Below are 14,646 nucleotides of genomic sequence, written 5' to 3'. Positions count from 1 at the left end.
CGCGTCCGCGCTGGATCAGGGTCAGCGGGGACGCGGGTGCGGGCCGCGGGAGGCGGCACGTCCGAGCGTCCCAAGGAGCCCGCGCGGCCGGTACCTCAGTTCTCTCAGGGTCACGTCCGGTCCCGCGGCGTGTACTCCTTGAGGTGGTGCGCGACGCGGGCGGCGTAGTCGCGGTACTTCGGGGGAACCCCGCCCGCGTCGTTCACCTTCCGGTAGGACGTCCGGTAGGCGGCGGCGATCAGCACCCGGTGGTCGCCGGGCAGGTCGGCGTCCAGGCGCGGCGCGATCCAGCACAGATACCGGCCCATCGCGGGGATCGACTCGGCGGGAGGGAAGGGCGGCTCGGGGACGGACTCCGCGGGCGTGCCGTCGTCATGCATCCACCAGCGCAGCACGCTCGGGGTCCAGCGGGCGATGCCGTACTCGTCCTTGGCGGGGTCGGACAGATCGGGGTCGAAGCCGCTCTCCACCTTCAGCATGGCCGCGATCAGCGTCGGGGTGACACCCGGCCGGTCGCAGTCGTGCGCCGTCTCGACGATCAGCAGGCGGTAGGCGGCGGGGACGCCCTTGTCGGTACGGAGTTCGGCGGCGCCGTAGGTGGCGGCGGTGGTCTCCCGGGCCCGGCTGCCCCGGCTGCCGTCCGGGCCGCGGTCGGCCCAGGCGCTGATGCCGAAGCCGAGGCCCACCGCCGCGCAGGTGGCGGCCGCGGCGGCCACGACGGCGCCGCGGCGGGAGACGCGGCGCGGGCCGGGCGGCAGACGCAGCGACCGCCGGCCGGTGCCGGTGGCCGCGGACACCCGGCGCAGCAGTGCCGCGGTGGTGATGCGTTCGGCGTGCGTACGGGCCAGGCACGCGCGCACGATGTCCCGCCAGGCGTCCGGCAGGCCGGGGGACAGGCGCAGTTCCTCGGTGCCGCGGGCGTAGGCGGCGGCCGCGTCGCGGCGGGCCGTCGGGGTGCCGCCGGGCAGCGGGAAGGAGCCGGTCAGGACGAGGTGGGCGAGGACCCCGAAGGCCCAGACGTCGGCGGAGGGGCGGATCCGTCGGCCGCGCTCGCCGATCTCGGACCACAGCAGTTCCGGCGGGGTGTAGTCGGGGGTGGAGAAGGCGGGCGTGTACGCGTGCGTGCCCTCGAGCTCGGCGGCCATGTTGAAGTCGGCCAGCCGCGCCGAACCGTCCCGCATCAGCAGCACATTGGCCGGTTTCAGATCCCCGTGCACCCAGCCGGCCGCGTGCAGCTGGTGGAGGCCCTCACAGATCTGCGCGAGCAGCGCCGGCCCGTTCCCGGGCCGGGGCGTACCGGCCAGCAGGGCGGCCAAGGAGCCCTCCGCCCGTTCCAGTACGAGGACGGTGGCGCCGTCGAGCGCGGGGCGGCCGGGGTCGTCGACGGTGAGGGTCTCGTACATCCGGATCAGCCGCGGGCGTCTGAGGCGGCGGTGCAACTCCACCTCGCGGTCGACCAGTTCCCGCAGGTGGGACAGATGGCGGGGGGTGTTGGTGCCGGTCGGCAGGAACTTCAGGGCGGCGGTGCGCGGCAGGTCCTCCCGGGGGTCGGTGCGCCGGGCCTCGTAGACGCTGCCGAAGGCACCCGTGGCGATCGGCGCCCGCACCTCCCAGGACCCCACCCGGTACCCCTTGGGCACCGGTACGGCGTACGGCTCGGTCACCGGTTGCCCGCACCGCCCGGTACGGCGGCGGCGAGGACGGCGAGGTCGTCCTCCCGCACCAGGTCGAAGCGGAGGGCGAGGGAGACCAGGGACTCCTTCTTGCCGTTGAGCCGCGGACCGCTGTCGGCGGTCTCCGGGCCGGGTTTCAGACGCAGCTTGACCGCCAGGTAGTCGATGTTCCACTGCACCGAGGTGCGGGACGCGGCGGGCCAGCCCGGTTGCAGCCGCTCGACGACCTGGTCGACGGTGGGCAGCGGGGCGTGCGGTTCGCCGCGCAGCCGCGGCTCGCACAGCGCGGCGAGCACCGCGTAGTAGCGCTTGCTGCGGTCCAGGGAGAAGGCGGGCGCGGTGGTCACCCCGTCCAGCCCGCCCTCGGGGCGCAGGTGGTCGTGGCGGGGTGCCCAGACGTCGACCGGCAGCAGGTCGCCCGCCGCGGGCAGCACGATCCGGGAGAACTCGAACGGCACGGGCGCGTCCAGCCGCCCCGGCGCCACCTTGATGTGCTCACCCGCGCCCTCCGGGTTCTCGACGACGTACGTCTGGTCCCGGCTGAGGTTGCTGAGTATCCAGAAGGCGCCCTGCGCGGCGATCTCACCCGCGCGGCGCGAGACGCCGTCGTGGGCGATCACGACGTCGTTGCCCGCGCCGCGGCCGAAGGTGAGCCGCTCGCCGGGGGCGAGGCGGATCTGGGCGGTGCGGTCCCGCTCGTCCTGCGAGCTCGGCGGAGGTACCACGATGATGCTGTACAAGGTGCTTCTCCCCGTGCCTGGCGGCTACCGCATCAGAGTAGGGCGACGCACCAGGGCCGCGTCCCTCCCTTGCACGGGTGAGACACGGCCCTCGGTGTGAATGGCGCGAACCGTTCCGTCGCGTGAGCGCGTCGGGCGCCGCGGGCGCCGCCGATCAGTAGCGCGGGCGGCGGAACCATTCTGCGCTGGCGCGCTTCGCGGAGAAGACGATCAGGAGGATGGAGATCGCGATGATGATCAGCCCGATGCCGTACGCCGCGATCATGACGATGCCCGTGACGATCGCGAACGAGCCGTAGACGATCGAGCAGACGCGCACGCCGTTGCCGCCCTTGGCGTACTGGACCAGCAGGGCGAGGCCGAGCAGCGCGAAGACGGCCGCCAGACCGAGCAGGAAGACCACGACGCCCTTGCCCAGGTCGGCGATCGCCTCCGCCTCCGAGTCACCGGTGACGCCCGCGTCGGCCATGGTCTTGTCCCACTCGCTGAGCGCGACCCCGTACAGCACCGCGATCACCGCGTGGGCCAGCGCGATCACACCGAGCATGATCTGCGAGGCGCGGGTGACGCCCGGCATCTGGGCGGGCACGCCCGGGGCGTAGCCGCCGCCGTACGGCTGCTGGAGCGGCGGGGCCGACGGGTAGCCGTAGCCCTGCTGGGGGGCGCCGGGCGGCGTCTGCTGGGGGTACCCGTATCCGGGGGCGGGGGGCTGCTGGGGCGGCTGCCCGTGCCCGTAGGGGTTGTTCGGGTCGCCGAAACTCATGGCGGTCTTTCCTCCGTTTTGCCTCTGGAGTGCGGGGACGACGCGCGGCCGGATTCGGAGGAAGGTCCTACAGATGCGGTTCGTCCCCCCGGTACTGTCCGCGACACTGTTGCGATAATCGTTCTTCAGCCACCGTCGGCTTGTCCAGCCGCATTCCGGATGTGTTGTGCAAGTGCAACATCACCGATCATGGGCGGATACGGGCGGCGGGGTCCCGGCCACCCGGATTGGAACCATGACCCGGTCATCCGGGAGGATGGGGCCATGACCGCCCAGATTCTCGATGGCAAGGCCACCGCAGCCGCGATCAAGTCCGATCTGACCGTCCGCGTGGCGGCGCTGAAGGAGAAGGGCGTCACGCCCGGCCTCGGCACGATCCTGGTCGGGGACGACCCCGGCAGCCAGAAGTACGTCGCCGGCAAGCACCGGGACTGCGCAGAGGTCGGTATCGCCTCCATCCAGCGGGAACTGCCCGGCACGGCGACGCAGGAAGAGATCGAGGCGGTCGTCCGGGAGCTGAACGAGGACCCGGCCTGCACCGGTTACATCGTCCAGCTGCCGCTGCCCAGGGGCATCGACGAGAACCGCGTCCTGGAGCTGATGGACCCGGACAAGGACGCCGACGGCCTGCACCCGATGAACCTCGGACGCCTCGTCCTCAACGAGCCGGCCCCGCTGCCCTGCACGCCCAACGGCGTGATCACGCTGCTGCGCCGGCACGGCGTGGAGATCAAGGGCGCCGAGGTGGTCGTCGTCGGCCGCGGCGTGACCATCGGCCGTCCGATGCCGCTGCTGCTGACCCGGCGCAGCGAGAACGCCACGGTGACCCAGTGCCACACCGGCACCCGTGATCTGTCGGCCCATCTGCGCCGCGCGGACATCATCGTCGCCGCGGCCGGTTCCGCCCACCTCGTCCGGCCCGAGGACGTCAAGCCCGGCGCGGCCGTCCTCGACGTCGGCGTGTCCCGCAGCGCCGAGGGCAAGATCGTCGGCGATGTCCACCCCGGCGTCGCCGAGGTCGCCGGCTGGATCTCCCCGAACCCCGGCGGTGTCGGTCCGATGACCCGGGCGCAGCTGCTCGTGAACGTGGTCGAGGCGGCGGAGCGCAGTGTCGGCTGACCGGAAGGACGCCGGGCGGACCGGCGCCGCACGCGACGGATCGGCACCACGGGATCCCGGCGCCGACACCGGCGCGCCGGGCGACACCGGCGCCGCCCGGCGCAACGGTGTCTCGCCGAACGGCTCCTCGGGGGAGGGTGCGTTGAGCAACGGTGTCTCGCCGAACGGCTCCGCGAAGGACGGCGCGTACAGCAACGGCGTCTCGCCGAACGGCTCCTCGGCGGGCGGTGCGCTGAGCAACGGCGTCTCGCCGAACGGCTCCGCGGGGGGTCGGCCCGCGCGGGGTGACGGCGGGGAGGAGATAGGCGGCAACGAGGACGCCGCCCGCGAGGACGGTGGACTCGTCGTCCGGGACCCGATCAGCGCGCCCGACGCCGAAGGCACACCGCGGCGGGTCACCCGGCGGTTCCCGCTGTTCACCAAGGACACCGCGCGGCCCGAGGGCGGCGGGCGCGCCGCGTCCGGTGCCGCGCCCGCGCCGGCGCGGCAGTGGCCGATGCTCGCCGTACTGGCCCTGGTGGGGCTCGGCCTGCTGGTGACGGCGCTGGACCTGTTCCGGATCGGCACGCTGCTGATCGGTGTCGCCCTGCTCTGCGCGGCGGCGCTGCGCTGGCTGCTGCCCGGCGTCGGCATGCTCGCGGTGCGCTCCCGCTTCACCGACATCGTCACCTACGGCGGCCTGGGCCTGGTCATCGTCCTGCTCGCCCTGATGGTGCAGCCGAAGCCCTGGCTGGAGATCCCGTTCCTGAAGGACACCCTGCACTTCACGGTCAGCAGCAGCTGAGGAACCAGCGGCGACCCGTCCCCTCCCCCGAGCAAGGACGGGCCGCCGCCGCACCCAAACTCCCGCACGGCGAACGGCCCGTTCAACAGCTGTCCGTACGCTGTGGCTCGGAGGTGACCGTTCCGCCACCGTGTCCGCGCCCTGACACAGGCCCGGCGCGGTTGCGTGTGGGCGGGAGTGGCACCGCAGGGGCGTACGAGGTCACCGGTGTGTGCCGGTTGTGTCGATGTATTGACAGTTCCGGGATGCCGGGCCAAGGCACTGCACAGCGGGGCTAATCTCCCCAATCGGGACGGTCCGGGACGTCCCGAGCTGGACCGCGGACCAGCGGGCGTGCAACGGTGCATGTCCGCGCCGCCAATGCCCCCGTGCGCCCTCGCCCCGGGAACTGAGATCCTGATCCGGCGCATCCCTGTGGGTAGCCAGAACGAGGACTCGGCAGGGGGCAGTACGCGCGGGGGAACAACCAGCACGAACCGGGGGGAAGAGGGGGGAAGCAATGCCTCGTTGGAAAGCCTTGCCGGACGAGATCGATCCGCAGATCAGAGAGTTCGTGAGCCAGCTGCGGCGCCTCGTGGACCGCAGTGGCCTGAGCGTCGCGGCGGTGGCCGACCGCACGGGCTACAGCAAGACGTCCTGGGAGCGTTACCTCAACGGCCGGCTCCTCGCGCCCAAGGGTGCCATCGTCGCCCTGGCCGAGGTCACCGGCACCAATCCCATCCATGTCACGACGATGTGGGAGCTCGCCGAACGCGCCTGGAGCCGTTCGGAGATGCGCCACGACATGACCATGGAGGCGATACGGATCTCCCAGGCCCGCGCGGCACTGGGAGAGTTCGGTGCGCCGCCGGCCAACGCCAAGGGCGGCCGGGGGGCCCGCCGTGGCGGCAGCGCGACGGCGACACCGGGGATCGCGGGACCGGCGGGCGTGGTTCCGTCGGTGCCGGCACAGCCCACCGCACCCGACGCGGACGCGCGGGAGAGCGGCGCGCGGACCAGCGGTCCGGCGTCCTCCTCGGGCGGCAACTCGTGGGGCGTGGCCGGATACGCCGGGCCGTCGCAGTCCGGTGTCCGCGGACCGGGCGCCCGGCCCGGACCGGGGGCCGGTACCGGCTACGGGGCGGGCGGCGGCGCGGGTGCCGGTGCCGCGCCGGGTACCGCCGGCGCACCGTCGGCCTCGCCGGCCGGCCCCGGCGCTCCGGGCTCCGGTGGCCGCCGGGCCGCCCGCGGCTCGTCGGGCAAGCGCCGGGCGACGATGTTCCTCGCCGGAGTCGTCGGTGTGGTCGTCGTGGTCGCCGGGGCGTTCTACCTGACGAAGGGCGGGGACGGCGACGGCGGCACCGCGGCTCCCTCCCCGTCGCCGTCCGTCACCACCGAAGCCGATCTGCCGCCGGGCGTGAAGTGCAGCGGTGAGAGCTGCACCGGCAAGGACGCGGAGAGCATGGGGTGCAGCGGGGACCTGGTGACCACCGCCAAGACGGCGACCGTCGGCGCCACCGTCGTCGAGGTCCGCTACAGCGAGACCTGCGGCGCGGCGTGGGGGCGCATCACACAGGCGGTCCAGGGCGACGAGGTCGAGGTGACCGCCGGCAAGGCCAAGGAGGACGGCTCCATCACGCTCGCCGGTGACACCATCGCGTACACGCCGATGGTGGCGGTGCGGGACGCGGGCGAGGCGACGGCGTGCGCCACGCTGGCGTCGGGGCAGGAGGGCTGCACGGACTGACGCAGGTCGGCGGGCCGGTTCCGGCCCGCCGGAAAAAGACCGGGCGCTGACAGGAATGGCCGCCGTGTTCGCGGGCACGCGAACCGTACCCCCACGGGAGTCCGGCAACGGTACCCCCACCCGGCGGCCGTTCCGTTCCTCCTCTCCCGGACGGGCGGCCGCCGCCTTTTGTGGTCTTGTGGGCTGGGCCACACCGACCCGGACGTCCGGGATCCTCGATGCGCGATAGCCTGGCCGCTGGATCTCTTGATGCCGAGAGATCGATCAAAAAAGCCGGGGCAGGGACGCCCCACCGCCAGCTGTCATACGGAGAACGCCATGACCCGCACTCCCGTGAACGTCACCGTCACCGGCGCGGCCGGCCAGATCGGTTACGCCCTGCTCTTCCGCATCGCCTCCGGCCAGCTGCTCGGCGCGGACGTGCCGGTCAAGCTCCGCCTCCTGGAGATCACCCCGGCGCTGAAGGCCGCCGAGGGCACCGCGATGGAGCTGGACGACTGCGCGTTCCCGCTGCTCCAGGGCATCGACATCTCGGACGACCCGAACGTCGCCTTCGACGGCGCCAACGTCGCCCTCCTCGTGGGCGCCCGCCCGCGCACCAAGGGCATGGAGCGCGGTGACCTCCTGGAGGCCAACGGCGGCATCTTCAAGCCGCAGGGCCAGGCCATCAACGCGCACGCCGCGGACGACATCAAGGTCCTGGTCGTCGGCAACCCGGCCAACACCAACGCGCTGATCGCGCAGGCCGCCGCGCCGGACGTACCGGCGGAGCGCTTCACCGCGATGACGCGCCTGGACCACAACCGCGCGCTGACCCAGCTGTCGAAGAAGACGGGCACCCCGGTCTCCGAGATCAAGCGCCTCACCATCTGGGGCAACCACTCGGCCACCCAGTACCCGGACATCTTCCACGCCACGGTCGCCGGCAAGAACGCCGCCGAGGTCGTCGGCGACGAGAAGTGGCTCGCCGAGGACTTCATCCCGACCGTCGCCAAGCGCGGCGCGGCCATCATCGAGGCCCGCGGCGCCTCCTCGGCCGCCTCGGCCGCGAACGCCGCCGTCGACCACATCCACACCTGGGTCAACGGCACCGCCGAGGGCGACTGGGCCTCCATGGGCATCCCGTCGGACGGCTCCTACGGCGTCCCGGAGGGCCTGATCTCCTCCTTCCCGGTCACCACCAAGGACGGCAGGTACGAGATCGTCCAGGGCCTGGAGATCAACGAGTTCTCCCGCGCCCGTATCGACGCCTCCGTCAAGGAGCTGGAGGAGGAGCGCGAGGCGGTCCGCAGCCTCGGCCTCATCTGACCCCGCTTCACGACACGACGATCCCCGGGCCGCCGCGGCCCGGGGATCGTCGTGTCCACGGGCCCGCGGCACGCGCCGAGGCTCTGGAACACCTCAAGTGGGTGGAGGGCCGGACGGTGCGGCCCCGAGGATGGCCGTATGGCCGGACGAGACAAGCACCCACGCACCATCCTCTTCGTGCGCGACGCCGACGCCGCCGTCGCGGACCTGCGGCAGGCACTGGCCGAGGCGGGACCCGAGGAACGCCCGGGCCTGGAACGGGCCGTCGGGATCGCCGAGCGCGCCGCCCGGGCCTCGGACGCGGACCTGCGCGCCCGCTGGGTGCGCGAGCGGCTGGCCGCCGTCGGGTACGAGGGGCCGGTCGACTCGGTCAAGGCGATCAAGCACCTGCGCGAGGCGGCCCCGGGGCTCGGCCTGCTCGAAGCCGTGCAACTGGCGAAGTCCGCGGCGCAGGGGGCCGCGTAGCGAGGAGCGGACCGGGTCGCGCGGACCACGTGGCGTGGAGCGGATCGCGCGGACCACGTGGCGTGGAGCGGGTCGCGCGGACCACGTGGCGTGGAGCGGGTCGCGCGGAGTGCCGCGGCGCGGGTGGGCCGGGAGCGGTGCCGGTCAGTCGGGCGCCGTGCCGGTGAGTCGCTTCTCGAACCAGTGGCTGGCGTAGACGTGTTCGAGGTATGCCGGGATCTCCGTGTAGCCGCACGCCCGGTACATCGCCCGGGCCTCGGTGAGCACCGCGTGCGTGTCGAGCCGTACCGCGGTCATGCCCCGTCCGGCGGCCTCGCGCTCCAGTTCCCCGAGGATCCGGCGGGCCAGGCCCAGCCGCCGGGCGTCCGGGTGCACCCACACGTGCTTGATCTCGCCCATGCCCGGCTCCAGGCGCCGCAGTCCGCCGCAGCCGACCGGGCGCCCCTCCTCGTACGCCACGTGGAACGCGCCCGCGTCCCCGGACACCTCCTCGGGCCGTACCAGGTCGGACGGGTCGAAACCCTCCGGGAACCGCTCCGCGAGGTCGGCGGCGTAGGCGTCCAGGCAGGCGCGCGCGTCCGCCGAGGCCCCGTCGACCAGGCGCACGGTGATGCCGGCCAGGCGCAGCAGGCGCCGGGCGGTGTCCATCGCCTCGGTCAACCGCGCGCGCTGGCTGCCGCTCAGCCCGCCGAGCAGCCCTGCCGCCAGGGCGTCGGCCCGCTTCTGCTGCTCCGTGACCTCCGCCCGGCCGGCCGGGGTCGGCTCGACCGTCCGCAGCCGGCTGTCCCGGGGATCGGTGCCGAACCGGATCAGGCCCTGCGCCTGGAGCGTCTTCGCCATCCGGCTCAGGTAACCGGCGTCGAGCCCCAGCCGGCCGCGCAGTTCGCGCAGGGACACCGCGGGACCGGACCGGCAGATCTCGAACAGCAGTCTGGCTTCCCCGAGCGGGCGGTCCTGCCCGAGGTAGTGGTCGTCGAGGACCCCGATGCGGCGCGTGAAGCAGCGGTTGAAGCGGCGGAAGGCCGCCACCTGCTCCGTCGACACTGGTTCCATATTTCTTTGACTTTAGTCAAAGGAAAGGGCGGGGTCCAGTGGCCGGGCGGCCGGGAGGTCGGGGAAATCGGCCCGGTGAGGGGCACATGTGTTCACATGGCGCGATCAATCCCTTCCGATCCGTGACTTTTCTCTCGCCCGACCCTCTTGCGCCCTCTATCCTGAGGGTCACTCAAGTGACTTGGGACACACGACATTTCATGTATCGGGGGATCGTGTGACTACCGCCAATGTGCCATCGCAATCACCGCCGACGCCCGAACCGGCCGTGCCACCGGCCACCCCGGCGCCGCCTCCCACCCCGCCGCACGCCAGCGAGGCGACCCGCCTGCTGTGCGCGGGCTCCTACCTGGACTCCGCCTACCGCGACCGGGTCATCGAGGAACTGCACCTCAACGAGCAGCGGATCGTCGCGCCCTCGCTCGGTCTCGACGCGGCACGGGTCCTCGCCCACGCCCTGCGCGCCCGGCGTCTCGAGCTGGCCTGGGCCGGGGCGATCGTCGGGCTGTGGGTGGTGGGCCTGCTGGCGACCGACATGCTGCTCGCGGGCTATCTGCTGCCCGGCCTGATGCTGGCCCTGGCCGCCGGCGTGCGCGGCGGCGACGACAACCCGCCCGTCGCGCGCCGGCTGTCCGCGTTCGTCATGCGCTGGCTGGGCCGTGTCGTCTTCGCCGTGTTCCTGGTGGCCACCGTGGTCCTCGCGTTCACCGGCACCGACGACGACTCCTCCTCGTCCGGCACCTACGACCCCACGTACGGCCCGTACGGTCCGCCCGAGGACTCCTCGGGCTTCGGGGCCTTCCTCAAGGAGCTGCTGCCGGGCCTGTCCCAGCTGGCCGGCGGTGACGGCACCGTCCATCCGCTCCAGGCGTGGCTCGCGCTGGTGCTGTTCGTGGCCGTCGCCCTGTGCACCGGCGCCCAGCGCAGCCAGTTCGCCCGCGCGCTGGACGGTGAGCTGGCCCCGGCACGCTTCGCCGACGCCGCCTCCGACCCCGCGGAGAGCGCGGAGAGCCGGCGGTTCCAGCGTCTGAAGGAACGCATCCGGCTGGAACAGCACAAGCCGCTGATCATGTACCAGGAGGCACACCCGTTCTGCGGCGCGGGCGCCGCCTACGACACCTGGGTGCTCGCCGTCGAACTGCGGTCCGACGAGTCGAAGAAGGCCCGGCCGCTCAGCAACCGCACGGTGCTGGACACCATCCGTCCGCTGCTCGAAGGGCTGCGGCTGCCCGCGGAGTACGCGGGCGAGGCGGTGCGGGACCGGCTGCGCTGGCTGGAGATCGACGAGTGCGTGTTCCTGCCCGCGGAGGGTCTCGCCCGCCGCGAGGAAGCGCCCTACGACCAGTCCGCGTTCGAGGCGCACCGGGCCCGCGCGGTGGAGGAGGGCGCCGAGAAGCGCCGCCACTTCCTGCGGGTCCGGGTCGGCGGCTGGGAGGAGGAACTGGTCGTCACGGTCTTCGTCCGCGTCCACACCCAGGGCCGGATGCTGATGCTGGAGATCGCCCCGCATGTGCTCCAGCCGATCCGCGCCGACTTCAAGGACGCCGACCGCACGGCCCACCGCTTCCGCAGCAACAGCGCCCTCGGCCAGGCGACCTGGGCCGTCGGCCAGGTGCCCGGCTCGGCGATCCGCTCCGTGGTGACGCTGTGCCAAGGCGCCGCGCACGGCTGGCAGTCGCTCACCGGCGGGTACGGCAACGCGCTGCCCGAGGGCCCCGCGCTCTCGGTGCGCGAACTGGGCGCGGCGCCCTCCGGGTCGCTGTTCCAGCAGATGGACGTCGACCGGTACCTCAGGAGCGTGCAGGACCGTATCGCGCACGGGGTGCGGACGGCCCTGGCCGCGCACGGCTACCGGACCGGCGAGTTCGTCCAGAAGGTCGTGAACATCAGCAACGGCGGTGTGCACATCGACTCCGTCAAGGACAGCACCTTCGCGGTGGGCGCCAACGCACGCGCCGCGTCGACCACGCAGAGGGGACCCGACGACGATGACCACAGGGGATGAGCCGAGCGTCCGGTTGGGCGACGTCTCGCACAGCACGTTCGCCATCGGCAGCCACGCGCGGGCCGAGAGCCACCACGGCACGGGCGACCGCCGCGACCCGGCGGCCGAGGAACTGCTGGCGGCGGTGCGGGAACTGCGCGCCGACCTGACCCGGGTGCGGGCCGACGGGCGGACCGCCGAACTCGACACGGAACTGGCCGGCACCGAGGAGGAGATCACCCGTACCGGAGCGGTCGGGCAGGGCAGGCTCCAGCGGCTGCGGCAACTGCTCACGGACTCGGAGGCCCTGGTGAGCCTGCTCGCCTCGGCCGGAGCCGTGGCGGGGCTGCTCGGAATGTGAGGGGTGCGCGATGAGCGGGGGAGAGCGGTACTGGAACGAGCGGACCCAGCGCTGGGAGGACGGCACCGAGGGGACGGCCCATGTCACGCCGCCCCCGCCCGCCCGGCCCGAGTACCTGCCACAGGGTGACGGCGCCGGTGTCCCGGCACCGCCGGTCCCGTGGCCCGATCCGGTCCGGCCGTCGCCGCCGGCCGCGCCGGGGTGGCGGGAGCGGCGGCAGATGTGGGCCGCGGTGGTGGCGGCCGCCGCGGTGGTCGGGGTGACGGTGGCGCTCGTACTGGTGCAGGTGAACAGGGGGGACGCCGACGACGGGCCCGGACGGTCCGCCGAGCCTCAGGCGGGCGGGAGCGTGTCGCCCTCCGTGTCGTCGGACACCTACCTCTCCGCGACACCGGAGGCGGAGCCGTCCCCGTCCGTTTCACCGAGCCCCACCGGCCCCGAACTCCCCGTCGGTTACGCGCCGTTCGTGGATCCGCAGGGCTTCCGGATCGCCCTGCCCATCGGCTGGACGCGGCAGACCGTCGCGTCCGAGTACGGCATGGACGTGGTCAACTTCCGCAGCCCGACCGGCGAGCAGCGGCTCCAGGTGTTCGAGGTGGCGGAGGCGTCGCCGCAGGAGTCCTTCGACCTGTTCCTGTCGCCGCAGACCGCGAAGGCGCCCGGCTTCGACCGGCTCGCCCTGGACGACCTCGCCGGGGACGTCACGGGGGCGAGGCTGGAGTATCTGGCCGACTCGATCCGGGGCGAGCCGGACGTGGGCACGTGGCATGTGGTCGACGTGCGGTTCGTGGCCGCGGACGGCGCGCGGTACGCGATCGCCGCCTACGGCCGGGACGACGACGGCCGGGACGACGAGTTCGAGCTGGCCGGCACGGGCCTGGACTGGTTCTGCCCGTCGACGGTGACCTGCGACACGGCGATGTGACAGCGAGCACCCCTCACCCACCACCAGGCATTTCAACCCATTTGTCCGCATCTTCAGTGACACAGCGCACTTTCGCTCACCGATTTCGCATGCCGGCGCGGCCCCAGGGCAGGCGCTCACGGTCCTGAACAGGAGCGGAAGGCAAGACCAGGCATGGCGGACAGAACGGAACACCACACGGATCAGGAGCCGCGGGCGCGCGGCACCCTGCACATCGAGGGGGAGTGGCGGCACGCCGTTTCCGGCGCCACACGCGAGATCCTCGACCCCGCGGACGGCCGGCCGTTCGCCGTCGTCGCCGAGGGTGACGAGAAGGACACGGACCTCGCGGTGGCGGCCGCCCGGCGCGCCTTCGACGGCGGCCGGGGCGACTGGCCGCGCACCCCCGTCGCCGAGCGCGCCGCCCTGCTGCGCCGCGTCGCCGGCCTGCTGGCGCGCGACCGGGAACGGCTCGGCCTGCTGGAGAGCCGGGACGCCGGCAAGACCGTCGAGGAGGGCCGTGTCGACATCGACTGCGTGGCCGACGCCTTCCGCTACTTCGCCGACCTGGTCGCCGCCGAGGCCCCCGGCCGGGTCGTCGACGCGGGCTCGCCCGACATCCACAGCGTCGTCGTCCACGAGCCGGTCGGTGTCTGCGCGCTGATCACGCCGTGGAACTACCCCCTCCTCCAGGCCAGCTGGAAGATCGCCCCCGCCCTCGCGGCCGGCAACACCTTTGTGATCAAGCCGAGCGAGATCACCCCGATGACGACCGTCGCGCTGATCGAGCTGCTGGCGGAGGCCGGACTGCCCGCGGGGGCCGCCAACATCGTCACCGGACCCGGCCACACCGTCGGCGCCCGGCTCACCGAGCACCCCGACGTGGACCTGGTCTCCTTCACGGGCGGCCTGGTCAGCGGCACCAAGGTGGCCGCCGCCGCCGCGCCGGGCGTCAAGAAGGTCGCCCTCGAACTCGGCGGCAAGAACCCCAACGTCGTCTTCGCCGACGCCTGCGCCACCGACGAGGCCTTCGACACCGCCGTCGACCAGGCCCTCAACGCGGCCTTCATGCACAGCGGCCAGGTCTGCTCGGCGGGCGGCCGGCTGATCATCGAGGAGAGCGTGCGGGAACGGTTCGTCAGCGAACTCGCCCGCCGGGCCGCCAGGATCCGCCTCGGCCGGGGCACCGAGCCCGGCGTCGAGTGCGGCCCCCTCGTCTCCGAGCAGCAGCGCGCCAGGACCGAGGCGTACGTCGCCTCCGCGCTGGCCGAGGGCGCGGTGCTGCGCTGCGGCGGCAAGCGGCCGGAACCCGGTGAGGGCAGGCCCGCCACCGGCTACTTCTACGAGCCGACCGTCCTCGACGAGTGCCACCGCGACATGAAGGTCGTCCGCGAGGAGGTCTTCGGTCCGGTCCTGACCGTCGAGACCTTCCGCACCGAGGACGAGGCCGTCGCACTCGCCAACGACACCGAGTACGGCCTGGCCGGCGCCGTCTGGACCGCCAACGCCGGGCGGGCCCGCCGGGTCGCGGGCCTGCTGCGGCACGGCACCGTCTGGATCAACGACTTCCACCCCTACCTCCCGCAGGCGGAGTGGGGCGGCTTCGGCAAGAGCGGCGTCGGCCGCGAGCTCGGCCCGGCCGGACTCGCCGAGTACCGCGAGGCCAAGCACGTCTACCAGAACCTCGCGCCCCGGCCGGTGCGCTGGTTCTCCGGCTGAGCCCGACGTCCCCTCCCGGCCACCCCCCTCACCCTGGAGTACCACCC

13 protein-coding genes are annotated in these 14,646 nt (G+C 73.2%); 9 read left to right on the top strand and 4 right to left on the bottom strand.

Annotation, left to right across the window (positions count from 1 at the left end):
* Positions 1-110 precede the first annotated feature (110 nt).
* The 3 genes from DN051_RS16315 to DN051_RS16305 form a co-directional block, all read right to left on the bottom strand.
* Entirely contained in the window at positions 111-1,664 is a 1,554-nt protein-coding gene (locus tag DN051_RS16315) for a serine/threonine protein kinase (protein ID WP_112438973.1), read from the bottom strand.
* Positions 1,661-2,413, bottom strand: coding sequence for an FHA domain-containing protein (locus DN051_RS16310; protein WP_053760051.1), 753 nt, complete (start codon positions 2,411-2,413; stop codon positions 1,661-1,663). The genes DN051_RS16315 and DN051_RS16310 overlap by 4 nt, the downstream gene beginning before the upstream one ends.
* A gap of 154 nt (positions 2,414-2,567) precedes the next feature.
* On the bottom strand, positions 2,568-3,176 hold the full coding sequence (locus tag DN051_RS16305; protein WP_053760052.1) for a hypothetical protein: 609 nt from the start codon (positions 3,174-3,176) through the stop codon (positions 2,568-2,570).
* Positions 3,177-3,440: 264 nt separating this feature from the next.
* Between DN051_RS16305 and DN051_RS16300 the strand changes: the two genes are divergently transcribed.
* The 5 genes from DN051_RS16300 to DN051_RS16280 all read left to right on the top strand — a co-directional run bounded on the left by DN051_RS16300 (position 3,441) and on the right by DN051_RS16280 (position 8,578).
* Positions 3,441-4,295 carry a bifunctional methylenetetrahydrofolate dehydrogenase/methenyltetrahydrofolate cyclohydrolase gene (locus DN051_RS16300; RefSeq protein WP_053760053.1) on the top strand — a complete coding sequence of 285 codons (855 nt, stop codon included), beginning with the start codon at positions 3,441-3,443 and terminating at the stop codon, positions 4,293-4,295.
* A gap of 301 nt (positions 4,296-4,596) precedes the next feature.
* On the top strand, positions 4,597-5,079 hold the full coding sequence (locus tag DN051_RS16295; RefSeq protein WP_053760129.1) for a DUF3017 domain-containing protein: 483 nt from the start codon (positions 4,597-4,599) through the stop codon (positions 5,077-5,079).
* A 499-nt stretch (positions 5,080-5,578) separates the two neighbouring features.
* Entirely contained in the window at positions 5,579-6,805 is a 1,227-nt protein-coding gene (locus DN051_RS16290; RefSeq protein WP_112438972.1) for a helix-turn-helix domain-containing protein, read from the top strand.
* Between the two features lie 318 nt (positions 6,806-7,123).
* Positions 7,124-8,113: a malate dehydrogenase gene (locus tag DN051_RS16285; protein ID WP_053760055.1), complete on the top strand. Its 990-nt coding sequence runs from the start codon at positions 7,124-7,126 to the stop codon at positions 8,111-8,113.
* 138 nt (positions 8,114-8,251) lie between these two features.
* Positions 8,252-8,578, top strand: a complete 327-nt coding sequence (locus DN051_RS16280) for a hypothetical protein (RefSeq protein WP_112438971.1) — start codon at positions 8,252-8,254, stop codon at positions 8,576-8,578.
* 144 nt (positions 8,579-8,722) lie between these two features.
* Here the strand turns inward: DN051_RS16280 and DN051_RS16275 are convergent, their stop codons facing one another.
* The gene (locus DN051_RS16275) at positions 8,723-9,631 is read right to left on the bottom strand and encodes a bifunctional helix-turn-helix transcriptional regulator/GNAT family N-acetyltransferase (RefSeq protein WP_079001074.1); all 909 of its coding nucleotides are present in this window, start codon (positions 9,629-9,631) and stop codon (positions 8,723-8,725) included.
* 217 nt (positions 9,632-9,848) lie between these two features.
* Here DN051_RS16275 and DN051_RS16270 point away from each other — a divergent pair, with 217 nt between their 5' ends.
* The 4 genes from DN051_RS16270 to DN051_RS16255 all read left to right on the top strand — a co-directional run bounded on the left by DN051_RS16270 (position 9,849) and on the right by DN051_RS16255 (position 14,599).
* A complete protein-coding gene (locus tag DN051_RS16270) occupies positions 9,849-11,636 on the top strand; it encodes a hypothetical protein (RefSeq protein ID WP_053760058.1) in 1,788 nt (595 codons plus the stop codon).
* Positions 11,620-11,976: a hypothetical protein gene (locus DN051_RS16265; protein WP_053760059.1), complete on the top strand. Its 357-nt coding sequence runs from the start codon at positions 11,620-11,622 to the stop codon at positions 11,974-11,976. Before DN051_RS16270 ends, DN051_RS16265 begins: the two co-directional genes overlap by 17 nt.
* 10 nt (positions 11,977-11,986) lie before the next feature.
* Entirely contained in the window at positions 11,987-12,901 is a 915-nt protein-coding gene (locus DN051_RS16260; protein ID WP_246041037.1) for a hypothetical protein, read from the top strand.
* A gap of 153 nt (positions 12,902-13,054) precedes the next feature.
* Positions 13,055-14,599 carry an aldehyde dehydrogenase family protein gene (locus DN051_RS16255; RefSeq protein ID WP_112438970.1) on the top strand — a complete coding sequence of 515 codons (1,545 nt, stop codon included), beginning with the start codon at positions 13,055-13,057 and terminating at the stop codon, positions 14,597-14,599.
* Positions 14,600-14,646: the final 47 nt, after the last annotated feature.

Origin of the sequence: Streptomyces cadmiisoli (assembly GCF_003261055.1) — a bacterium.
GTDB classification, from domain to species: Bacteria; Actinomycetota; Actinomycetes; order Streptomycetales; family Streptomycetaceae; genus Streptomyces; species Streptomyces cadmiisoli.
This window is presented reverse-complemented; position numbering and strand designations above follow the sequence as displayed.